At 73.5% G+C, this 19,618-nt stretch carries 21 protein-coding genes and 1 pseudogene; 15 read left to right on the top strand and 7 right to left on the bottom strand.

The features are described 5' to 3' along the window. Window positions 1-17: 17 nt before the first annotated feature. Window positions 18-509: pseudogene (locus tag BMY19_RS19800) on the bottom strand (VIT1/CCC1 transporter family protein); the annotation flags it as partial. Between the two features lie 295 nt (window positions 510-804). Between BMY19_RS19800 and BMY19_RS19795 the strand changes: the two are divergent. The 3 genes from BMY19_RS19795 to lpxK are packed head-to-tail and all read left to right on the top strand — an operon-like array spanning window position 805 to window position 3,898. After that, the gene (locus tag BMY19_RS19795; protein WP_100252698.1) at window positions 805-1,590 is read left to right on the top strand and encodes a lysophospholipid acyltransferase family protein; all 786 of its coding nucleotides are present in this window, start codon (window positions 805-807) and stop codon (window positions 1,588-1,590) included. After that, window positions 1,587-2,918 carry a 3-deoxy-D-manno-octulosonic acid transferase gene (locus BMY19_RS19790; protein WP_100252697.1) on the top strand — a complete coding sequence of 444 codons (1,332 nt, stop codon included), beginning with the start codon at window positions 1,587-1,589 and terminating at the stop codon, window positions 2,916-2,918. The genes BMY19_RS19795 and BMY19_RS19790 overlap by 4 nt, the downstream gene beginning before the upstream one ends. Next, window positions 2,918-3,898: a tetraacyldisaccharide 4'-kinase gene (lpxK, locus tag BMY19_RS19785; protein ID WP_100252696.1), complete on the top strand. Its 981-nt coding sequence runs from the start codon at window positions 2,918-2,920 to the stop codon at window positions 3,896-3,898. The genes BMY19_RS19790 and lpxK overlap by 1 nt, the downstream gene beginning before the upstream one ends. 16 nt (window positions 3,899-3,914) lie before the next feature. Here lpxK and BMY19_RS19780 read toward each other — a convergent pair whose 3' ends face one another. After that, window positions 3,915-4,133 carry a DUF2093 domain-containing protein gene (locus BMY19_RS19780; RefSeq protein ID WP_020093695.1) on the bottom strand — a complete coding sequence of 73 codons (219 nt, stop codon included), beginning with the start codon at window positions 4,131-4,133 and terminating at the stop codon, window positions 3,915-3,917. A gap of 62 nt (window positions 4,134-4,195) precedes the next feature. After that, the gene (locus tag BMY19_RS19775; RefSeq protein WP_100252695.1) at window positions 4,196-5,182 is read right to left on the bottom strand and encodes a bifunctional riboflavin kinase/FAD synthetase; all 987 of its coding nucleotides are present in this window, start codon (window positions 5,180-5,182) and stop codon (window positions 4,196-4,198) included. Window positions 5,183-5,458: 276 nt separating this feature from the next. Between BMY19_RS19775 and BMY19_RS19770 the strand changes: the two genes are divergently transcribed. The 6 genes from BMY19_RS19770 to BMY19_RS19745 all read left to right on the top strand — a co-directional run bounded on the left by BMY19_RS19770 (window position 5,459) and on the right by BMY19_RS19745 (window position 9,585). Continuing rightward, a complete protein-coding gene (locus BMY19_RS19770; protein WP_012317888.1) occupies window positions 5,459-5,842 on the top strand; it encodes a response regulator in 384 nt (127 codons plus the stop codon). A 110-nt stretch (window positions 5,843-5,952) separates the two neighbouring features. Further along, entirely contained in the window at window positions 5,953-6,486 is a 534-nt protein-coding gene (locus BMY19_RS19765; RefSeq protein ID WP_020093693.1) for a protein phosphatase CheZ, read from the top strand. A 133-nt stretch (window positions 6,487-6,619) separates the two neighbouring features. Continuing rightward, a complete protein-coding gene (locus tag BMY19_RS19760) occupies window positions 6,620-7,408 on the top strand; it encodes a creatininase family protein (RefSeq protein WP_100252694.1) in 789 nt (262 codons plus the stop codon). 70 nt (window positions 7,409-7,478) lie between these two features. Beyond that, a complete protein-coding gene (locus BMY19_RS19755; RefSeq protein WP_100252693.1) occupies window positions 7,479-8,228 on the top strand; it encodes a DUF1223 domain-containing protein in 750 nt (249 codons plus the stop codon). Between the two features lie 110 nt (window positions 8,229-8,338). Next, entirely contained in the window at window positions 8,339-8,896 is a 558-nt protein-coding gene (locus BMY19_RS19750; RefSeq protein ID WP_100252692.1) for a sigma-70 family RNA polymerase sigma factor, read from the top strand. Beyond that, on the top strand, window positions 8,896-9,585 hold the full coding sequence (locus BMY19_RS19745; protein ID WP_100252691.1) for an NrsF family protein: 690 nt from the start codon (window positions 8,896-8,898) through the stop codon (window positions 9,583-9,585). Before BMY19_RS19750 ends, BMY19_RS19745 begins: the two co-directional genes overlap by 1 nt. A gap of 63 nt (window positions 9,586-9,648) precedes the next feature. On the opposite strand, the gene BMY19_RS19740 is transcribed toward BMY19_RS19745, so the two are convergent. Further along, window positions 9,649-10,140, bottom strand: coding sequence for a YcgN family cysteine cluster protein (locus tag BMY19_RS19740; protein WP_020093688.1), 492 nt, complete (start codon window positions 10,138-10,140; stop codon window positions 9,649-9,651). Window positions 10,141-10,454: 314 nt separating this feature from the next. On the opposite strand from BMY19_RS19740, the gene BMY19_RS19735 reads away from it, so the two are divergent. The 4 genes from BMY19_RS19735 to BMY19_RS19720 all read left to right on the top strand — a co-directional run bounded on the left by BMY19_RS19735 (window position 10,455) and on the right by BMY19_RS19720 (window position 15,164). Continuing rightward, on the top strand, window positions 10,455-12,752 hold the full coding sequence (locus tag BMY19_RS19735) for a transglycosylase domain-containing protein (protein WP_100252690.1): 2,298 nt from the start codon (window positions 10,455-10,457) through the stop codon (window positions 12,750-12,752). A gap of 4 nt (window positions 12,753-12,756) precedes the next feature. Then, on the top strand, window positions 12,757-13,440 hold the full coding sequence (locus BMY19_RS19730; protein ID WP_100252689.1) for a DUF1214 domain-containing protein: 684 nt from the start codon (window positions 12,757-12,759) through the stop codon (window positions 13,438-13,440). After that, window positions 13,428-14,102: a DUF1254 domain-containing protein gene (locus BMY19_RS19725; RefSeq protein ID WP_020093685.1), complete on the top strand. Its 675-nt coding sequence runs from the start codon at window positions 13,428-13,430 to the stop codon at window positions 14,100-14,102. Before BMY19_RS19730 ends, BMY19_RS19725 begins: the two co-directional genes overlap by 13 nt. A gap of 96 nt (window positions 14,103-14,198) precedes the next feature. After that, window positions 14,199-15,164: a PLP-dependent cysteine synthase family protein gene (locus BMY19_RS19720; RefSeq protein WP_100252688.1), complete on the top strand. Its 966-nt coding sequence runs from the start codon at window positions 14,199-14,201 to the stop codon at window positions 15,162-15,164. Window positions 15,165-15,231: 67 nt separating this feature from the next. Here BMY19_RS19720 and BMY19_RS19715 read toward each other — a convergent pair whose 3' ends face one another. Together BMY19_RS19715 and BMY19_RS19710 are read right to left on the bottom strand one after the other, a co-directional pair. After that, window positions 15,232-16,062: a hypothetical protein gene (locus tag BMY19_RS19715; protein WP_100252687.1), complete on the bottom strand. Its 831-nt coding sequence runs from the start codon at window positions 16,060-16,062 to the stop codon at window positions 15,232-15,234. A 53-nt stretch (window positions 16,063-16,115) separates the two neighbouring features. Continuing rightward, window positions 16,116-16,328: a hypothetical protein gene (locus BMY19_RS19710; protein WP_056525564.1), complete on the bottom strand. Its 213-nt coding sequence runs from the start codon at window positions 16,326-16,328 to the stop codon at window positions 16,116-16,118. A 436-nt stretch (window positions 16,329-16,764) separates the two neighbouring features. On the opposite strand from BMY19_RS19710, the gene BMY19_RS19705 reads away from it, so the two are divergent. Both BMY19_RS19705 and gshB read left to right on the top strand, forming a co-directional pair. After that, window positions 16,765-17,058 (top strand): hypothetical protein, encoded by a 294-nt coding sequence (locus tag BMY19_RS19705; RefSeq protein ID WP_100252686.1) that lies wholly within the window; start codon window positions 16,765-16,767, stop codon window positions 17,056-17,058. A gap of 46 nt (window positions 17,059-17,104) precedes the next feature. Further along, complete coding sequence (gene gshB, locus BMY19_RS19700; protein WP_100252685.1) at window positions 17,105-18,061, top strand: glutathione synthase; 957 nt, start codon at window positions 17,105-17,107, stop codon at window positions 18,059-18,061. Between the two features lie 10 nt (window positions 18,062-18,071). On the opposite strand, the gene BMY19_RS19695 is transcribed toward gshB, so the two are convergent. Further along, window positions 18,072-19,607: a cation:proton antiporter gene (locus BMY19_RS19695; protein WP_100252684.1), complete on the bottom strand. Its 1,536-nt coding sequence runs from the start codon at window positions 19,605-19,607 to the stop codon at window positions 18,072-18,074. Window positions 19,608-19,618 lie beyond the last annotated feature (11 nt).

The raw sequence follows: 19,618 nt of genomic DNA, 5'->3' as shown, positions 1-19,618 counted from the left end.
GGGCGCGGCGCGTCCCGTCAAGCGCTTCCGATCAGCATCCCAACCACCAGCACCAGCGCGCCGCCGAGCATGACCTGCAGGGCCGCGCGCCAGAACGGCGTCGCCATGAAGCGCGTGCGGATCGCCGCGATGACCGCGAGTTCCACGATCACCACCAGAACCGCGAGGCTCGTGGCCAGGACGAACGGGTTCGGCCAGCCGGCCGGGAGCGTGTCGGGGATCGCGTAGGGCAGCGTGTGGCCGAGGCCGCCCAGCGTGGTCATCGCCCCGCAGACGAGGCCGCGCAGCCACGGATCGCCGCGGCCGGTGACGGCGCCGTCGTCCGACAGGGCCTCGGTGAACCCCATGCTGATGCCGGCCCCGACCGAGGCCGCGAGCCCCACCAGGAAGGTCGCGCCGTTGTGACCGGTGGCGAAGGCCGCCGCGAAGATCGGCGCGAGGGTTGAGACCGAGCCGTCGATCAGGCCGGCGAGGCCGGGCTGCACGTAGCGCAGCACGAAGGCGCGGCGCGCCTCGGCGTGCAGGTCGGCGGCGCTGTCGAGGGCGGCGGCCATGCGAATCTCCTTCTTTGGATCCATTCCAATCTATAATCTGGAATTGATCTAAACAAGGCCCGCTGCCGTGTTTTCGCCGCGCCGCGGGAGCATCCGCGGCGTCGGAACGCCCGCCGATCCCGGCGGCCTAACCGTGTGGTTGTGGACGAGGCCGATTGTCTCGTCTCCGGAGCGGGAGCTAGACCATGCGCGGTCGAATTCGATCCGGACCCGATCGGGCGGCGGCACGCCGGCCCGCCCCAAGCGTGACATGAGCCTCGGTAAGCGTCTCCTCCGCCAGCCCCCCGTGCAACGCCTCCTCGGCCGTCTCGCGGCGGCCTATCTGCGGCTCGTGCGCCTCACCAACCGCTTCGAGATCCACGCGGGCGAGGCGTCCGCGGGCGCGGCGGACGGGTGGATCGATGCGCGCACGCCGCTGATCCTCGGCATGTGGCACGGCCAGCACATCATGATGCCGCTTCTGCGCCGGCCGGGCGACCGCGTGGCGACGATCATCTCGCGGAACCCGGACGGGAACATCAACACCATCGCGCTGGAGCGCTTCGGCGTCCGCGTGATGCGCGCCTCCGGCGCCCGCGGCCGCGGCCGCGCCACCGATCAGCGCGCCAAGGGCGGCGCGGAGGGCTTGCGGGCGATGCTGCGGGCGCTGAAGGCCGGCGAATCCGTGGCCTTCAGCGCCGACGTGCCGAAGGTTTCCCGCCGGTGCGATGCCGGGATTCTCACCCTCGCGCGCTTCTCCGGCCGGCCGATCGTCCCGGCGGCCGTGGTGACGAGCCGGCACCTGCGCTTCAGTTCGTGGGACCGGGCCTGCCTCGGGCTGCCCTTCGGCCGCGGCGCGATCGTGCTGGGCGACCCGATCTACGTCCCGCGGGACTGCGAGGGCGAGGCGTTCGAGACGCTCCGCCGCTTCGTCGAGGCCGAGATGAACCGGGTCCACGCCCGTGCCTACGCTCTCGTCGGGCGCTCCGACCGGGCGGCGCTCTACCGCGACCAGATCCCCGAGATCGGGCAGGCGCCGGTGGGAGACCTCGCGTGAGACGCCCCTCCGTGACCCTGCCGCTACAGGCCTACCGGGCCGGCCTGCGCATCGGCGAGCCGGCGCTGACGGGCCTGCTCGCGTGGCGCGCGCAGCGCGGCAAGGAGGATCCGCGCCGGCTCCCGGAGCGGCGGGGCCTGCCGGGCCGGGCCCGGCCGGTCGGGCCGCTTGCCTGGATGCACGGCGCCAGCGTCGGCGAAGCCCTGTCGCTGATCGGGCTCGTCGAGGGCATGATCGCCCGCGGCTTCTCGGTCCTCGTCACCACCGGCACGCGCACGGCCGCCGAGCTGGTCGGCGTCCGGCTGCCCCCGGGCGCGGTGCATCAGTACATGCCCCTGGACGCGCCGCGCTGGGTCGGACGGTTCCTCGACCACTGGCAGCCGGACCTCGCGGTGATCGCTGAGTCGGAGATCTGGCCGAACACGATCCTGGCGCTCGACGAGCGCGAGATCCCGCTGATCCTGGTCAACGGGCGCATGTCGGAGCGCTCGTTCCGGGGCTGGGAGCGCTGCCCGCGCACCGCGAAGGCGCTCCTGGCGCGGATCGCGATCTGCCTCACGCAGACCCAGGAGGACGGCGAGCGCTTCGCCAAGCTCGGCGCGCCGCGGGTGAGCATCGCCGGCAACCTGAAATTCGACGCCTCGGTGCCGCCGGCCGACGCGCAGCAGCTCGCCTATCTGGGATCCATGGTGGCCGGCCGGCCGGTCTGGGTCGCGGCGAGCACGCATTCCGGCGAGGAGGCCATGGTCGCCTACGCGCACGCGATGCTGAAGGCGCAGTTCCCCCAGCTCCTGACCATCATCGCCCCGCGCCACCCGGCCCGGGGGGGCGAGGCCGTCGCCTGCGCGAACGCCGTCGGCCTGCGCAGCGCGCAGCGGTCCGCCGGCGGGCGGCCCCATCCCTCGACCGAGGTCTACGTCGCCGACACGATCGGTGAGCTGGGGCTGTTCTACCGCCTCAGCCCCCTGGTGTTCCTCGGCGGCTCCCTGGTCCCGCGCGGCGGCCAGAACCCGATCGAGCCGCTGCGTCTCGAATCGGCGGTGCTTCACGGGCCGCACACCGAGAATTTCGGCGTGATCTACCACGCCCTCGACCGCGCCGGCGGCGCCATGCCGGTGCGCGACGGCGTCGAGCTGGCGGCGGTCGCCGCCGAGCTCCTCGGCGACCGGGAGCGCCTCGCCGACATGGCCCGCGCCGGGCAGCGCGCCCTGGAGCCGTTCGAGGGGGCGGTGGCGCGCACGCTCGCGGTCCTCGACCCGTTCGTGGCGCAGATGAAGCTCCAGCGCCTCGACCGCGGCAGCCCCGCGCGCCCGCTCGCGCGGGCCTGATGAGACCGCCGGCCTTCTGGGCCGCGGGGCCGGATCACCCGGCCGCGCGCGCGCTGGCGCCGGTCGGCGCGGCCTACGGGGCGCTCGTGGCGCGGCGGATGGACCGCCCTGGCGCGCGGGCCGGCTGCCCGGTCCTGTGCCTGGGCAACTTCACCCTCGGCGGTGCCGGTAAGACGCCGGCCGCCCTGGCGGTCGCGGGCCTCGTCGCCGAACTCGGCGCCGCGCCGGCCTTCCTGTCGCGCGGCTACGGCGGCCGGCTCGCGGGTCCGGTGCGGGTCGATCCCGCGCACCACGCCGCCGCCGATGTCGGCGACGAGCCGCTGCTCCTCGCCCGCCTCGCGCCCGCGATCGTCGCCCGCGACCGCCCGGCCGGGGCCGCTCTGTGCCGGAGCCTCGGCGCCGACGTCGTCGTGATGGATGACGGCCTCCAGAATCCGAGCCTCGCCAAGGACCTCAGCCTCGCGGTGGTCGACGGACCCGCCGGCCTCGGCAACGGCCTGCCGTTCCCGGCGGGGCCGCTGCGCGCGCCGCTCGCCCGGCAGTGGCCGCATGTCGGCGGCCTGATCGTGATCGGCGACGGGGCCGGGGGCGAGGCGGTCGCCCGGGCGGCCGCGCGGCGCGGCCTGCCCGTCCACCGGGCGCGCCTCGTCCCGGAGACGGACGATCTGGCCGGCCGCCGCTGCCTCGCCTTCGCGGGGATCGGCCGCCCGGAGAAGTTCTTCGCGACCCTGGCCGAGGCGGGGGCGGTGATCGTCGGGACGCGCCCCTACCCCGACCATCATCCCTACCGGGCGCGCGAGCTGGCGGCGCTTTCCGAGGCGGCCCGGCGCCTCGACGCCGCGCTCGTCACCACCGAGAAGGACGCGGTGCGCCTGCCGCCGGCCTTCGCGGCAGGCGTGCGGGTGCTGCGCGTCCGCCTCGCGCTCGACGACGCGGCCGCCCTGCGCCGGCAGATCCGCGGCGCGCTCTCCGCACCGTGACCGTCGGGGGCGACCGTCAGGGGCGGCCGGTTTCCTTGAGCCGCCTGAGGATCGCCTCGGGGGAGACGTAGGCCTCCTGGCGGGCGGCGCTCCAGTAGCGCAGGGCGTCCAGCGGGATCGGCTCGCCGGTCACCGCGCAGCGCACGAAGCTGCCGGGCTTGACCACCCGCATGGTGCCGTCGCCGTACTCGACGACCGCCTCGCCGTTGTTCGCGCGCTCGTAACGACCCAGCACGTCCGCCTCCTGCTCGATGGTGCCTTCTACACGATCCGCGCGCGCCGCGATGCCCGCGGGGCTCAGGTCAGCATCGACGGGGTCTCATCCCGTGCCAGCATGGTCCGGGCCGTGGCCGCGTCGACATGCATCCGCTCGACCAGCGCCTCGGCGCTGGCGAACCGCTCCTCGCCGCGGATGTACCCGACGAACTCCACGGCGATGTCCTGCCCGTAGAGATCGCCGGAGAAGTCGAACAGGTAGGTCTCCAGCAACGGTGCGCCGTCGTCGAAGGTCGGGCGGCGGCCGTAGCTCGCCACGCCGTCGCGGAACGCGCCCGAGGCCAGGCGGACCCGCACTGCGTAGATGCCGTGCGCGAGCCCGCAATCGGGCAGCATCACGTTTGCGGTGGGGAAACCCAGTTGGCGGCCGCGCTTGTCGCCGTGGCGGACCGCGCCGAGGACGAACCAGCGGTAGCCGAGCAGCGCGTTGGCGCGGGCGACATCGCCGGCCGCGAGGGCCGCGCGGATCGCGCTGGAGGAGACCGGCTCGGTCTCGCCGCCGAGGGCGACCGGCGCCACGATGTGGCAGCTCATCCCCGCCTCCCGGCAGAGGTCGGCCAGGATCGCGGGCGTGCCCTCGCGGCCGCGGCCGAAGTGGAAATCGTGTCCGACGACCACGCCGGACAGGCCCAGCGACCGCTTCAGGAAATCGAGCACGAAGGCGCGGGCGCCGGTCTCCGCCAGAGCCCCGTCGAAGCGGCGCACGATCAGCCCGTCGAGGCCGAGATGCGCGAACACGATCTCCTTGGCGGCGAGGCCGGTCAGCCGGAACATCGGCGCGTCGGGCGTGAAGTAGGCCCGCGGGTGCGGCTCGAAGGTCAGGATCGCGGCCGGCCGGCCGGCCGCGCGGGCGGCGGCGCGCACGCTGTCGACGAGCATCCGGTGCCCGAGATGGACGCCGTCGAAGTTGCCGATCGCCGCCACGGCCCCGGCCAGGGCCGGCGGGACGGGGGCGTCGGCGCGGCAGATCGTGAAGGGTCGCGCGGCCGTGTCGTCGCCTGTGGCCATCGGTTCGGGTCGAGTGCTCGGAAGGGTCGGATAGGGTCGCCTGACATGTCCGCGAGGGGCCCGACGCGGCCGGACCCTGCCGAAAGGCGCCCGGAGGGTCAAGCGAGGCGACGCCGCGCGGGCGGCCATGCGCCGCCCGCGCCGATTAACGGCTTCGCAATGCGCATGCCCTATTTGAAATGCTGTGCAGCGCAGCTAAATTGCAGCGTTAGCGAAGCGTTAATCTATCCGGGAGCCGCCGCGGCTTCCCGCCGGGCAATACGGAGCAGTTGTTCGATGGCTCTCGACCTGAGCATGCCGATCCTCGTTGTCGACGATTACCAGACGATGGTCCGCATTATTCGCAATCTACTGAAGCAGCTCGGCTTCGAGGAAGTCGACGACGCTTCCGACGGGACCGAGGCGCTCGCACGACTGAAGGGTCGCAAGTACGGGCTGGTCATCTCCGACTGGAACATGGAGCCGATGACCGGATACGAGCTGCTCCGTCACGTGCGCGCCGACGAAAATCTTCGCACGACGCCGTTCATCATGGTGACGGCCGAATCGAAGACCGAGAACGTGATCGCGGCCAAGAAGGCCGGCGTGAACAACTACATCGTCAAGCCCTTCAACGCGGCCACGCTGAAGTCGAAGATCGAGGCGGTCTGCGGCAGCTGACCGGCCTCCTGTCTTCGACCACCGCGCGTCCGGACGGATCGCTCCCGCGCCGCCGGACGCCGAGACGTGGCGTGGCCGGCGAGGACGGCCACAGATCCGAGGAGGAGAGCATGTCGTCAGCCGCCGCACGGCAGACCGATCTGCGGCTTCGCGAGCCGCAGACCGTGATCTCCGAGCTGATCGAGATCGCGGATTACATCGCCCATCTCCGCGAGGAGATCGGGGCGCTGCGCGCGAACGAGATGAGTCGCGACCGGATCCCCATGGCGCACGAGGAGCTCGGCAGCGTCGTGGAGGCGACCGCCGGCGCCACCAACACCATCATGGAGGCTGCCGAGGCGATGCTCGGCCTGCCCGACGGGCCGGGCTACCGCGACGCGGTCGAGGAGCGCATCAACACGATCTTCGAGGCCTGCGCGTTCCAGGACATCACCGGCCAGCGGATCGCCAAGGTGGTCGAATCGCTGCGCCTGTTCGAGCAGCGCCTCGCCCGCTTCGTCGGCGCCGTGAAGGCCCGCGACGCGGCCTCCATGGATCCCGCCGAGCGTGCCCGGCGGACCCGGGCCGAGGACCTCATGCTGAACGGCCCGCAGGCCGTGGACGCCACGCCTTCCCAGGACGACATCGACGCGCTGTTCGCCTGACGCGATCCGGGCCGGCGCGGGACCGGTTGCTTGAGGAAGGATCGCCGGCGCGACGGTCGACTCGGCGCCGGCCTGCCGGCTAGATCGCCTTCCGGACCCGCCGCATGCGGGGCGGGCGGAGGCCGCGGCAGAGATGACGGCGCAGTTCTGGTCCGAGCTGACCACCGAAGACTTCACCCAACGGGACATGGGTCGCGCGATCGCCGTCCTGCCGGTGGCCGCCGTCGAGCAGCACGGTCCCCACCTCCCCCTCGCGACCGACACCGTGATCGCCGAGGGCTACATCGCCCGGGTGCGCGACGGCGTGCCGGCGGATCTCGACGTGCTGCTGCTGCCGGTCCAGCCGGTGGGCAAGTCCGACGAGCACGACGCGTTTCCCGGCACGCTGTCCCTGGAAACCGGGACGGCGCTGTCCGCCTGGACGGGCATCGGCGCGGCCGTCCACCGCGCCGGCTGCCGCAAGCTGGTGATCGTCACGAGCCACGGCGGCAACAGCGCGCTCATCGATCTCGTGGCGGGTGAGCTGCGCGCCCGGTTCGGCATGGTCGCGGTCACGACATCCTGGGCGCGGCTCGGCTATCCCGAGGGTCTGTTCCCGGCGGACGAGATCGCCCACGGCATCCACGCCGGCGGCATCGAGACGGCGCTGATGCTGGCCCTGCGGCCGGACCTCGTCCGGACGGACCGGGTCGCGGATTTCCCGCCGCGCACGCTGTCGATGATCCGCGACTTCACCCACCTGCGCGCCGGCCGCCCCGCCGCCTTCGCGTGGAAGGCCGGCGATCTCCAGGCTTCGGGCGCCATGGGCGACGCGCGGCTCGGCACGGCCGAGGCGGGCCGCGCGGCGCTCGACCACGGCGCCCGGGCCTTCGTCGCCCTGCTGCGCGACGTCGACGCCTTCGAGCTCGCGCCGCCGGTGTAACCGCCGCCGCGCCGCCGCCGAAGGAACCGGTACGCCGGGTCCGAACCGCCGGCGTGCGGGAGTTCCGGCCATGCGCCCTGCCCTCTTGATCGCCGCCGCCCTGCTGTGCGGCAGCCTCTACCCGGCCGACGCGGCCGAGCGCCCCGTCGTCGTCGAGCTGTTCACCTCGCAGAGCTGCTCCTCCTGCCCGCCCGCGGAGGCGCTGATCGGCCGCCTCGCCCGCGAGCCGGCGGGGGCGCAGGGCGATGTCCTGCCGCTCGCGTTCCACGTCACCTACTGGAACCATCTCGACTGGCGCGATCGCTACGCCCTGCCGGCCGCCACCGCCCGCCAGGAGGCCTACGCGGCCCGTCTCGGCGGACCCACCTACACGCCGCAGGCGGTGATCGACGGGCAGGTCGGGCTGGTCGGCTCCGACGAGGCCGGCCTGCGCGCCGCGATCGCGCGCGCCCGGCAGGCCGGGCCCGGCATTCCCGTGACGCTGGCCCGCGACGGCGAGCAGGTCGTCGCGCAGATCGGTGCCGGGGCCGGCGGCGCCGCGGGCCGCGTCCTCCTGATCGGGTACGATCCGAGCCACACCACCCGCGTGCTGCGCGGCGAGAATGCCGGGCGCACCATCGAGCAGGCCAACATCGTCCGGTCGGTGCGCGACGTCGGGCGCTGGTCCGGCTCCGCCGCGACCTTCGCGTCGGCGCGTCCCGAGGGCGAGACGGCGGCCCTGCTGCTCCAGTCCGAGGACGGGCGGATCCTGGGCGCCGCGCGCCTCGCCGCGTCTCCCGCAACGTCGCCCGCCGCGACGGTCCGGGAGGCCGTGCGATGATCCTCGCCGTCCCGGGCGGGATGCCCGCGCGCGGCTGGGTGCTGGCGTCGGGATCGGACCGTGGGGTAGACACGCCGCGTGCCGGGGGACGGAACGACGGCGGAGCCCGGATGGCGCTCGAACAGGAACTGGCGACCCTGATGGCGGCGGCCCAGAGCGGCGACACGGCCGCCTATCGCGCGCTGCTGAAGGCCTGTCTGCCCGTGGTCTCGGCGATCGCGCGGGCGCAGGGCGTGCGCGGCGAGGCGGTGGACGACGTCGTGCAGGACGCGCTGATGACCGTCCACCGGGCTCGGGCGAGCTACGATCCGGCCCGGCCGTTCCTGCCCTGGCTGCGCGCCATCACCCAGCGGCGGGCGATCGACCAGCTGCGCCGCGCCGGGCGGCGCCCGCGGGAGGTCAACGACCCGCTGGCCTACGAGGCGGAGGTCGATCCGGGGCCAGCCCCCGGCCACGGGCTGGAGGCGCGGGACCGGGCCGCCGCCCTGGCCAGGGCGGTGGCGGCCCTGCCCGACGGCCAGCGGCAGGCGGTCGAGCACCTGGGCCTGCGCGAGCTGTCGCTCGACGAGACCGCCGCCCTTACCGGCCGCAGCAAGGGGGCCCTCAAGGTGAACCTGCACCGGGCGCTGAAGGCGCTCCGGGCCAGCCTGACGCAGGAGCGGGAGTGATGCCCGGAGAGGGGAGCAACTGGGCCGGCGGCGACCTGTCCCGCCACGAGCGGCTGGTCGAGGAACTCGCGGTCGGGCTCGAACCCGTGCGGCCGCTGCCGGCCCCGGAGGCCCGCGCGGCCCTCTGGCTCGGCGTGACGCTGGTGCTCGGCGTGGTCCTCGCCGCCTGGGTCGGGACCGGCGGCTTCATGCTGCGCATGCATGTGCCGGATCTGGCCCTCGCGGCGGTGGGCGCCGTACTGACGGCGATCACGGCCGCCTACGCGGCCTTCGCCACCAGCGTGCCGGGACGGTCCGGCCGCTGGGCGCTGCTGCCGCTGCCGCCCCTCGCGCTCTGGATCGGCGCGAGCGGGCTGGGCTGCCTGCGCGACTGGATCGCGCCGGGGGCCGAGATGCACGGCGAGCACCCGATCACGGGCTGCTTCAGCTTCCTGATCTGCGTCTCAGTGCCGCTGTCCGTGCTGATCGTCGTGATGCTGCGGCGCGCCTGTCCGCTGCGGCCGAACCTCACGGCCGCCCTCGGGGGGCTGGCGGTGGCGGCGGCGGCGGCGGCGCTGCTGATGCCGGTCCACCCGCACGACGCCACCGCCACGGACCTGCTGTTCCACGCGGCGGCGGTCGCCATCGTGATCGCGGCGAACGGATTGGCCGGAGGCCGGCTGCTCGGCCGGCACGCCGGGGCCGGCTAGGGCGTACCGACCGAGGCTCGCGAACTCGGCCGATCGCTCGAGGGGACGTCCGGTGCGGTCGCTTCACACCGCGCCGGGATCGAGGCCCGGCCAAGCCACGATCCGGTCCGGCAACTCGTCCTCCGAGAATTCCTCCTCGTTGCCGGCGAGCCGGCCGCGGACCGAGATGCCCGCCTCGTGCACGCTCGCGGCCCGGCCGGAGACCAGGGGGTGCCACGGGTAGAGCGGCTGCCCGTCGCGCACGAGCCGGTACGCGCAGGTCGGCGGCAGCCAGGCGATCGACCGCACCGCCTCCGGCGTCAGGCGCACGCAGTCGGGCACCCGCTTCTGCCGCCGCGCGTAGTCGCGGCACCGGCAGGTGAGGCCGTCGAGCAGGGTGCACCCGATATCGGTGTGGTGGACCTCGCCGGTATCCTCGTCCTCGAGCTTCATCAGGCAGCACCGGCCGCAGCCGTCGCACAGGCTCTCCCACTCGGACGGGGTCATGGCTTCGAGCGTCTTGGTCCGCCAGAACGGCTCGACCGCCCCGCGGCGCGGCGCCTCGGGCTTGGGCATCGGGAAAGTCTCTCGGATGGGAAGCCGCCTCTCTGCCCGAGGCGCAGCACCGCTGCAAGCGTGGCAGCCGAGTGTCGCCGACGGCCGCCCTGCGATTGCCATGCGACCGGATCGCCCCGTCGTGCGTTACGGCCAAGCTCGTCCGCGGCGAATCACGAGACTGCGCAGAGCCTCGCCGCCGGTTCCGGATCCTGCTATGGACGTCGGATGCCGTGCGGTGGCGCCGGCGCAGGGTTCGGGTCCGCGGCGCGGGCGCCCGACCATCCGCCGCCAGGTTCCGCCGCAGAGGCGCTCGACAAGCCGGGTTCGACATCGTGCGCCTGCCGACGTTCACCGAGATCAAGGTCCGCCTCGAACGCGCCGCCCTCGCCTTCGACGCCTGGGTCAACGCGAGCCTGTACGACGGCGGCCAGTCGACGGGTCAGGCTTACGAGCGCTTCCAGCGCGTCATGAGCCGCTTCGCGGTGCGCGGCTGGAAGCGCGTCGCCCTCGACCTGACGAGCGAGGGAGTGACGATCGGGACCGGCGGTGCCATCCTGATGCTCGCGCTGGCGCAGCCCGCCTTCCAGCTCACCAGCGAGAACTGGCTGAAGCAGCAGGATCTCGCCGTCACCTTCCTCGACCGCTACGGCACCGAGGTCGGGCGGCGCGGCATCAAGCACGACGACTCGCTGAAGCTCGACGACTTTCCCGACATCATGATCAAGGCGCTGGTCTCCACCGAGGACCGGCGCTTCTACGAGCACTGGGGCATCGACCCGATCGGCACGCTGCGGGCGCTGGTGAACAATTCCCGCGGCGGCAGCGGCACGCAGGGCGGGTCCTCGATCACCCAGCAGCTCGCCAAGAACCTGTTCCTGACGAACGAGCGCTCCCTGGAGCGGAAGGTCAACGAGGCGTTCCTGGCCCTGTGGCTCGAGAGCCATCTCACCAAGAACGAGATCCTGAAGCTCTACCTCGACCGCGCCTACATGGGCGGCGGCACCTTCGGCGCAGTGGCGGCGGCGGACTACTATTTCGGCAAGCCGCTCAAGGACATCAGCCTCGCCGAGGCCGCCATGCTGGCGGGCCTGTTCAAGGCGCCGACCAAGTACGCCCCGCACGTCAACCTGCCGGCGGCGCGCGCGCGGGCGGCGGACGTGCTGCACAACATGGTGGAGGCGGGCTTCGTCACCGAGGGCCAGATCCAGACGGCGCTCCGCAACCCGGCGACGCCGGTGACCCGCACCCGCGACATCACCGCCGACTACTACCTCGACTGGGCCTTCGGCGAGATCAAGGCGATGGCCGACGCGGGCAAGCTGCGCAACGACCGCGTGCTGACCGTGAAGACGCCGCTGGACCTCGCGATCCAGAAGCGGGCCGACGAGGCGGTGGCCGACATCCTGCGCAAATCCGGCGACGCCTACGACGTGGACGAGGCCGCCATGGTGATCCTCGATCCCGACGGGGCGCTGCGCGCCATGGTGGGCGGCGCGGATTACGGCGAGAGCCAGTTCAACCGCGCCACCGACGCGCTGCGCCAGCCCGGCTCCTCGTTCAAGCCCTACGTCTACTCGGCCGCGCTCGCCTCCGGGCTGTTCAAGCCCGACACGACGGTGGTCGACAGCCCCGTCTGCATCGGCAACTGGTGCCCGCAGAATTACGGCCGGTCCTATGCCGGACGGGTGCCGATGTGGCTCGCGGTGGCGAAGTCGATCAACACGATCCCGATCAAGATCTCGATCTCGCTGGGCAAGGCCATGGGCATCTCCCACGAGGCCAAGGCCGCCAAGGCGGGCCGCGCGAAGATCACGGAACTCGCGCACAAGATGGGCATCACCTCGAACCTGATCGATACGGTCTCGATGCCGATCGGCTCGGACGAGGTGACGGTCATCGACCAGGCGGCGGGCTACGCGGTGTTCGCCAACGGCGGCTTCCGCGCCAAGCCCTACGCGGCCATCGAGGTGAAGAACTCGTCCGGCGAGGTGATCTACCGCCACGCCGACGAGGCGCCCGAGCGGGTTCTCTCGCCCCAGGTCGTGGCGGACATGAACTTCATGCTCAACAAGGTGGTCGAGGAGGGCACCGGCAAGCGGGCCCAGCTCGAGGGCGTGAAGGTGGCGGGCAAGTCCGGCACGACGAACGCCTACCGGGACGCGTGGTTCGTCGGCTACACCGGCAATTACGTCGGCGCCGTCTGGTTCGGCAACGACGACCACACCTCGACCAACAAGCTCACCGGCGGCTCCCTCCCGGCCCAGCTCTGGCACGACGTCATGGAGCCGGCCCACCAGGGCATCGAGATCAAGGGCCTGCCCGGCCTGAAGGAGAGCCCGCGCGCCGCCCAGCAGCAGGCTTCCGGCGGCCCGACCGCGCCGACCGATCCGAATGCCAGCGCCTACGGCAAGCTCTCGCGCCGCTCCTTCGAGGTGATCAGCGGCCTGAACGGCCTGTTCCGCACCGTCGAGCGCGCGCCCGGCTCGGCCGCGGACGCGCCTGCCGGCGCCGGAAGCGCGCCGAGGACCGGCCGGAAGCCCGGCGATCGGGCGGCGGCGCCGCCGTCGGGTCAGCTGCGCGAGGTCGCCGAGGGCACCCGCCCGGTCGGCGGCTTCACCGAGGTGCGGTGAGCGCATGAAGCTCATGATCCCCGAGGCGCTCGGCCGGACCTCCGTGTTCGCCGGCGCCCCACGCAACGGCGCTGCGCGCTTCGTCCTGCGCCTCTGGCGCAAGAGCTCGATCGCCGGCCTCGCCGCCTACACCCTGGCGCTGGGCGCCGTCCTGGGACTCGCCAGCGCCGACTGGGCCACGAGCGGCGGCTACCCGTTCGGCGGCGTGCAGGTCGGAGCCTGGACCGCGTGGCCGCGGGCCGGCGCGGCGAATGCCGATCCCTACACCCGCGCCGTCAACGCGCGTCGCGGCGAGATCCCTCTGGCGGTCGGTGAGGGCCTGCTTCTGACCGCGGCGGTCGACGATTCCGGTCAGGCGCTCGACGCGACCTGCACGTACCGGATCGGCGGCGCGACGCCGCCCGCCCGCGCCTGGACCGTCACGGTCGCCGGGCGCGGCGCGCGCGAACCCGGCCGCGCGCCGCTGCGCGAGGGCTTCACCTCCACGGAAGTGCTGCGCACGGCCGACGGGCGCTTCACGATCACGCTCGCGCCGGATGTCCAGCCGGGCAACTGGCTCCCGAGCCCGCGGGCGAGCGGGCCGGTCCGCCTCGCCCTGCGCCTGTACGATACGCCGGTCGCCGCCAGCGTCGGGTCCCTCGACCGAAGTGCCGTGCCGGCCATCACCCGCGTGGGGTGCGCCCCGTGAGCCTGCGCTTCGTCTACGCCACGCTGATCGGCCTCGTGCTCGCCGGGATCGTCCACATCGCGGCGGTCCTGGCGATCCCCGCCCTGTCGGAGGCCGACGCGGTCTCGCGCGCCCGCACCAGCGAGAACCTGGACCATCCGCAATCGATCTACGCGGTCGCGACCGGCGACGACCCCTCCCCGCCCGAGGCGTGGCTGCCGATCCCGGATCCGGCGGTCGCCGTGGGCGTCTGCGCCTACAACCTCGCGGACGGGCCCATGCGCGTCTCGGCCCGCACCGGTCCGCTGTCGCTCTCGCTCGCCGCGCATGCCCGCCGCGGGGCGTTCTACGCGGTGACCGATCAGGCCGCGGTCCGCGGGGCCCTGGATCTCGTGATCCTGACCCGGGCGCAGTACGACGAGGCGCTGGCCGACGACGACGAGAACGATCCGAGCCGCGACGTGCGCATCGTCGCGCCCGACGCGCGCGGCTTCGTGGTGGTGCGGGTGATCGCCGGTCTCCCGAGCCAGAGGCCCGCCGCCAACGCCGCCGTCCAGGCCGTCTCCTGCACCACCGACACGCCGACGGACGATGCGTCCGCGGGCAAGGACACGCCCGGCAAGGACACGCCCGGCAAGGACGCGTCGGGCAAGGATGCGTCGGGCAAGGGAGCGGGACGCTGAGCGAGGACGCCGCACGGGTCCGCGGCGCCGGTCGGCCGGTGCCGAGCCCCCGCGGCCCGCGTTCTCCCGGATGACGGCGCCGGCCCCGCCGACGCGATGACTGCAGCCGCCGCGACGATGCCGTCCTCGGCCGCCGGGATCACGCGATCCGCCCTCGATCTGATCGGTAACACGCCGCTCGTCGCCCTCGACCGCGTCCATCCCGGTCCGGGCCGCATCCTCGCGAAGGCCGAGTTCATGCAGCCCGGCGGCAGCGTCAAGGACCGCGCCGCCCGCGCCATCCTGCTGGCCGCGCGCGCGGACGGCCGCCTCGCCGCGGGGGCGCCCGTGGTGGAGATGACCAGCGGCAACATGGGGGCCGGCCTCGCGGTGGCCTGCGCGGCCCTGGGGCACCCGCTCGTGGTCACGATGTCGGCCGGGAACAGTCTCCAGCGCGTGCGGATGCTCGAGGCGCTCGGTGCCGAGGTCGTGCGGGTGCCGCAGGTGGACGGCGTCCCGGGGCAGGTCACCGGCGCCGACGTGCGGGCGGCCGCGGACGCGGCGGAGCGCGTCGCGACCGAGCGGGGCGGCTTCTACATCGACCAGTTCCACGCGCCGGAGGGCGTGCGCGCGCATCGCGACACGACCGGACCGGAGATCTGGGCGCAATCGTCCGGCCGGGTCGATGCCTGGGTGGCGGCCGTGGGCACGGGCGCGACCTTCCTCGGCGTGGCCGCGGCCCTGCGCGCGCGCAACCCGTCCCTGATCTGCGCCGCGGTCGAGCCGGCGGGCTGTCAGCCCCTCGGCGGATCGCCGGTCACGAAGCACCGGCACTCGATCCAGGGCACCGGCTACGGCAGCGTCCCGCCGCACTGGACGGCCGGCCTGATGGACTTGTCCATCCCGGTGACCGACGCGGCGGCCGAGGAGTGGCGGCGGGCCCTGGCGATGCGGGAGGGCCTGCATGTCGGCTACTCGGCGGCGGCCAACGTCGCGGCGACGGTCGCGCTGCTGTCGTCCGGGCGTCTCCCCAGCGACGCGACCGCCGTGACCGTCCTCTGCGACACCGGACTGAAGTACTAGGGCCGGCGGAGCCCGGCCTCCCGCCATCCGCGCGGCACGACCTTCATCCCGGGACGTCCTCGAGCGCTCAGTATTTGACCACCAGCGGTTCCGCCTGCGCGACCGGCGGCGGGGGCGGCAGCGGAACCGGCCCGAGGCCGCACCGGGCCGCGGCGTCCGGCGGCAGGAGCGGGTCGAGCAGGTTGCGGCGCGCGGCCAGCATCAGGATGGACCGCTCGGCCGAGACCGATTCCGGTGCCGGCGCGGCCGCGAACAGGTGCTCCAGCGCGAACCGGTAGCGGGCGAGCCGCAGGCCGGCCTCGAAGCGCACCCAGGCGATCAGGCAGCGGTTCTCGGCGACCCGCTGGACGGCATCCCGCACGGCGTCGTCGTCGAGGGTCTTGGCGAAGGGCAGGCTGCGCAGGCGAGCGGCATCCGCGTCGATGACGCGGGCGGCCAGCGCCACGAAGAGCGGGATCAGCCGCGCGTCGGCGGTCACGTCGTCGCTGAGCTTCCGGTAGCGGGAGACTGGGGAGCGGGACGGCTCCTCCGTCAGGGCCTCGTAATAGGCGCCGACTTCCTCGTAGCGCCACGTCGGCGGGAGCGCGTGGGCGCTGGCGAGGCCGAACACCGTGTCCTGGAAGGCCGTGAAGTTGCTGGCCGGCGCGACGAACCGCCACGCGCGGTCGCGCAGGGTCAGTTCGTCGTCGGTGAGGCCGGAATCGAGCAGGAGGCGCCCGCGATCCCGGGTGCTGAAGCTGCCCGTCGTGTCGATGAGCCCGTTCCAGACCCCCGTGCGCGGCCGGCCGAAATCGCCGCTCTGGGTGCAGGCCGCGAGCAGGGCGAGCGCGGCGCCGGCGGGGGCGAGGCGCAGCGCGGTGCGCGCGCGGTCGGGCTGCCGGCGATCCGGGGCTGACATGGGAGAACCGTCGGTGGTGTCGCGCGGCCGGGCTGACATGCGCGGGGACGTCCTCAGGACGCGAGGCGCTCGTAGCGCACGCCGAGGAACAGGAGGATCTCGCCGCGCCGCTCGCCGGAGCGCGGGATCCGGCAGGTCCGCCGCGACTCCGCGCCCGGGAACGGGATCAGGGTGGCGGACGGGGCCTGGGCGGCTCTGCGTGCCGGATCGGCGGCGGGCTTCGACGAACGGGCTTCGCCGGTCTCCAGCGGCTTGATGAGGGTCATGGTCTCCGGCTCCTGTCGGCGGTCCGAGCATCTGGCCCGGGCCCTTCGGAGGGCGTCGGCAAGGGCTACCGAAACAATCCAGCACGACGTGGTTAACGGAGTCTTTCCGGGCCCCCGCCGGGAATCGCGGTGCTGGCAGGAGTTGGCGCGTGAATTGCGTGGGTGTTCGCGCCCATGGCGGGCGTTTCCTCCCTTCGACTTGAGGCCCTGTCCGATCCGGACGGGGCCTTCTTATGTGCGGACGGCCCGCCGGGCGGCGGCGCTGTGCGACCCGCGCGCCACACCGCGGCGAAGCGTGGCCGCGACGTTGCCGCGCGGAACCCGTCGGGACCCTCGGCGCTTGCCTACCGCCCGGCCCGACCGATATGCCGGGCACGGGCGATGGCGGGACCGCCGTGTCGGCTCTCCGCCCGATCGAGATTGAGGACACCGCTGAATGCGACTGGTTCCGGAACGATCCCTGCGCGCCTTCCGCCGCCGCGGCTTGGCTACTGCGGCGCTGGCGCTGTTCACGCTGACCGCCGGCCCCGCCTACGCCCAGCGGGAGGATCAGGGCCTGCAGCTCGGCTGCGCGAACGACTATTTCCGCCTCTGCGCGGGCGTCGATCCGAACAGCCAGGACGCGGATCGCTGCATGATGCGCAACCGCAAGCGCCTGTCCCCGGAATGCCGGGCGGCGATCGGCGACTACGACAAGCGCACCGGCAGCAAGTCTCTGTCCGACGATTGAGACGGGACCCAGTCGAGTTGCCCGCCGTTGGCGAGGGGCGTTTGGTATGAGCCTGACCGTCGCGGTCCAGATGGACCCGATCCAGAATATCCGGATCGCGGGTGACACCACCTTCGCCCTGCTGCTGGAGGCCCAGCGGCGGGGGCACGCGCTCGTCTACTACACGCCCGACCGGCTCTCGATGCAGGGCCGGCGCGTGACGGCCCGCGTCGAGCGGCTGACCGTGCAGGACGTCGAGGGCGCGCACTTCACCCTGGCGCCGCCGGAGCGGATCGATCTCGCCGAGGCGGACGTGGTGCTGATGCGCCAGGACCCGCCCTTCGACATGGCCTACATCACGGCCACCCACATGCTCGAGCGGATCCATCCGTACACCCTCGTGGTCAACGATCCCTTCGAGGTGCGCAACGCGCCCGAGAAGCTGTTCGTCCTCGACTTCCCCGAGCTGATGCCGCCGACGCTGATCAGCCGCGACAAGGCGGAGATCGAGGCCTTCCGGCTGGAGCACGGGACCGTGGCGATGAAGCCGCTGCACGGGCACGGCGGCGCGGCCGTGTTCAAGGTCACCGAGAAGGACCCGAATTTCGGCTCGATGTTCGACCTGTTCGCCACGACCTTCCGGGAGGCCTGGGTCGTGCAGCGCTACCTCGACCGGGTCACCGAGGGCGACAAGCGCATCATCCTGGTCGACGGCGTCCCGATGGGGGCGGTCAACCGCGTGCCGGCCGCGAACGACATCCGCTCCAACATGGTGCGCGGCGGCGCCGCCTCCGCCTCCGAGCTGACCGACCGCGAGCGCGAGATCTGCGCCACGATCGGCCCGGAACTGGCGCGGCGGGGCCTGATCCTGGTGGGCATCGACGTGATCGACGGGCACCTCACCGAGATCAACGTCACCTCCCCCACCGGCATCCGGGCGATCCAGCGACTCGGGGGCCCCGACCTGTCGGTCGCGGTCTGGGACGCGATCGAGGCCCGGATCGCCGCGCGCAAGGGCGTCTGACGGGGCGCGCTCAGGTCTCCGCGCGCGGGGTCGCGCTGAGCTCGGCCCAGTCGAATTCCTCCTCCAGCAGGTAGTAGGCGTCGTCGCCGATCCGCCCCTGGCGGCGCAGGGCGAGCACCGCGTCGCGGGCGGCCTCGACGGCGCGCCGCCGCGCGGCATCCGCCGGCAGGCTCTCCGGCGCCAAGCCCTCGTCGTGCGCCTCGGCCTCCGCGAGGGCCGCGCGGAACTCGGCGCGCAGGGCGTCGGTCGCCGGCTCGTTCTCGGCGTCGGCGAGGCTCTCCAGGGCGGCCTCGTAGGCCGCCGCGCGGGCCCAACCGGTCTCCCGGCCCACCGGATCATCGTCCTCCAGCCGCAGACGGGCGAGCAGTGGCCGCAGGGTCAGGCCCTGGATAATCAGGGTGCCGAGCACCGTGACGAAGGCGGTGACCACCACGAGATCCCGGTGCGGGAACTCGGCGGGCAGTGCCAGGGCGGCCGCCACGGTGACGATCCCGCGCATGCCCGCCCACGACAGGGCGATCCCCGGGCCCAGCCGCGCCGGGGCGCCGGCCTGCCGGAGGCCGAACCCGCGGATCCCTGTGGTCGGCATCACCCAGGCGAGGCGGGTCAGGACCACGGTGGCGAAGGTCGCGCCCGCGAGGATCAGCGCCTGCCACGCGTCCGCGCCGCTCAACCGGTCCCGGATCGGGTCGATCTGGATGCCGATCAGCACGAAGGCCAGGACGTTGAGCACGAACACCGCCGTGTCCCAGACCGCGTAGGAGATCACCCGGGCGCGGGGCGCGGTGACGCCGGGTGCCCGGCGGGCGACCATCACCGCGAAGGTCACGATGGTCAGGACCCCCGACAGCTCCAGCCGCTCCGCGGCGAGCCAGATCCCGAAGGCGGCGACGAACTGGAGCACGATCGCGCTCGCCGGATCGGTCACGCGCCGGGTCACGGCCACGAACAGCAGGCCGAGGCAGGGGCCGACGACGAGGCTCGCGACCACGCCCAGGAGGAAGGCCGGCGCCACCTCCGCCGGGTGGAAGGTGCCGGCCATCGCGGCGGTCACGCCGAGCCGGTAGATCAGCAGCGAGGCCGCGTCGTTGAGCAGGCTCTCGCCGCGCAGGATCGTGGCGAGCCGGTGCGGCATCGGCGCGTGCTTGAGCACCGCCAGCGCCGCCACGGCGTCGGGCGGCGCGACCACGGCGCCGAGCACGATGCAGGCGGAGAGCGGCATGTCCGGCACGACGAGCCGCGCCACGACCGCGACCGCGACGGTCGTCACCGCCACGGCCCCGACCGCGAGCCCGAGCACCGCGCGCCAGTTCTCCTTCAGGTCCCGCACCGAGGCATCGAACCCGGCATCGAGCAGGACCGGGGCCAGGAACAGGGCGAGCGCCAGTTCGGGATCGAGCCGCAGGTTCGGGACGCCGGGTACGAAGGCGAGGCCGACGCCGCCCAGCGCCAGGAAGGCGGGATACGGCGCACCGAGCCGGCGCGCGACGCCGGCCAGGAGGACGGCGCCGAACAGGACGCCGACGACCCACTCGAAAATCAACATGCTGCTGAAAG

Origin of the sequence: Methylobacterium sp. UNC300MFChir4.1, assembly GCF_900110155.1 — a bacterium.
In the GTDB taxonomy this organism is placed as follows: domain Bacteria; phylum Pseudomonadota; class Alphaproteobacteria; order Rhizobiales; family Beijerinckiaceae; genus Methylobacterium.
The sequence above is the reverse complement of the archived record's forward strand: the minus strand, read 5'-3'. Positions and strand labels throughout refer to the sequence as shown.

What these genes read in the sequence shown, in the direction of transcription:
- BMY19_RS19775 (WP_100252695.1), bottom strand. Translation starts at nt 5,182, where the DNA reads ATGGCCACAGGCGACGACACGGCCGCGCGACCCTTCACGATCTGCCGC.
- BMY19_RS19760 (WP_100252694.1), top strand. Translation starts at nt 6,620, where the DNA reads ATGACGGCGCAGTTCTGGTCCGAGCTGACCACCGAAGACTTCACCCAA.
- BMY19_RS19715 (WP_100252687.1), bottom strand. Translation starts at nt 16,062, where the DNA reads ATGTCAGCCCCGGATCGCCGGCAGCCCGACCGCGCGCGCACCGCGCTG.
- BMY19_RS19750 (WP_100252692.1), top strand. Translation starts at nt 8,339, where the DNA reads ATGGCGCTCGAACAGGAACTGGCGACCCTGATGGCGGCGGCCCAGAGC.
- lpxK (WP_100252696.1), top strand. Translation starts at nt 2,918, where the DNA reads ATGAGACCGCCGGCCTTCTGGGCCGCGGGGCCGGATCACCCGGCCGCG.
- BMY19_RS19795 (WP_100252698.1), top strand. Translation starts at nt 805, where the DNA reads ATGAGCCTCGGTAAGCGTCTCCTCCGCCAGCCCCCCGTGCAACGCCTC.
- BMY19_RS19730 (WP_100252689.1), top strand. Translation starts at nt 12,757, where the DNA reads ATGAAGCTCATGATCCCCGAGGCGCTCGGCCGGACCTCCGTGTTCGCC.
- BMY19_RS19710 (WP_056525564.1), bottom strand. Translation starts at nt 16,328, where the DNA reads ATGACCCTCATCAAGCCGCTGGAGACCGGCGAAGCCCGTTCGTCGAAG.
- BMY19_RS19745 (WP_100252691.1), top strand. Translation starts at nt 8,896, where the DNA reads ATGCCCGGAGAGGGGAGCAACTGGGCCGGCGGCGACCTGTCCCGCCAC.
- BMY19_RS19770 (WP_012317888.1), top strand. Translation starts at nt 5,459, where the DNA reads ATGGCTCTCGACCTGAGCATGCCGATCCTCGTTGTCGACGATTACCAG.
- BMY19_RS19740 (WP_020093688.1), bottom strand. Translation starts at nt 10,140, where the DNA reads ATGCCCAAGCCCGAGGCGCCGCGCCGCGGGGCGGTCGAGCCGTTCTGG.
- BMY19_RS19765 (WP_020093693.1), top strand. Translation starts at nt 5,953, where the DNA reads ATGTCGTCAGCCGCCGCACGGCAGACCGATCTGCGGCTTCGCGAGCCG.
- BMY19_RS19755 (WP_100252693.1), top strand. Translation starts at nt 7,479, where the DNA reads ATGCGCCCTGCCCTCTTGATCGCCGCCGCCCTGCTGTGCGGCAGCCTC.
- BMY19_RS19695 (WP_100252684.1), bottom strand. Translation starts at nt 19,607, where the DNA reads ATGTTGATTTTCGAGTGGGTCGTCGGCGTCCTGTTCGGCGCCGTCCTC.
- BMY19_RS19720 (WP_100252688.1), top strand. Translation starts at nt 14,199, where the DNA reads ATGACTGCAGCCGCCGCGACGATGCCGTCCTCGGCCGCCGGGATCACG.
- BMY19_RS19705 (WP_100252686.1), top strand. Translation starts at nt 16,765, where the DNA reads ATGCGACTGGTTCCGGAACGATCCCTGCGCGCCTTCCGCCGCCGCGGC.
- gshB (WP_100252685.1), top strand. Translation starts at nt 17,105, where the DNA reads ATGAGCCTGACCGTCGCGGTCCAGATGGACCCGATCCAGAATATCCGG.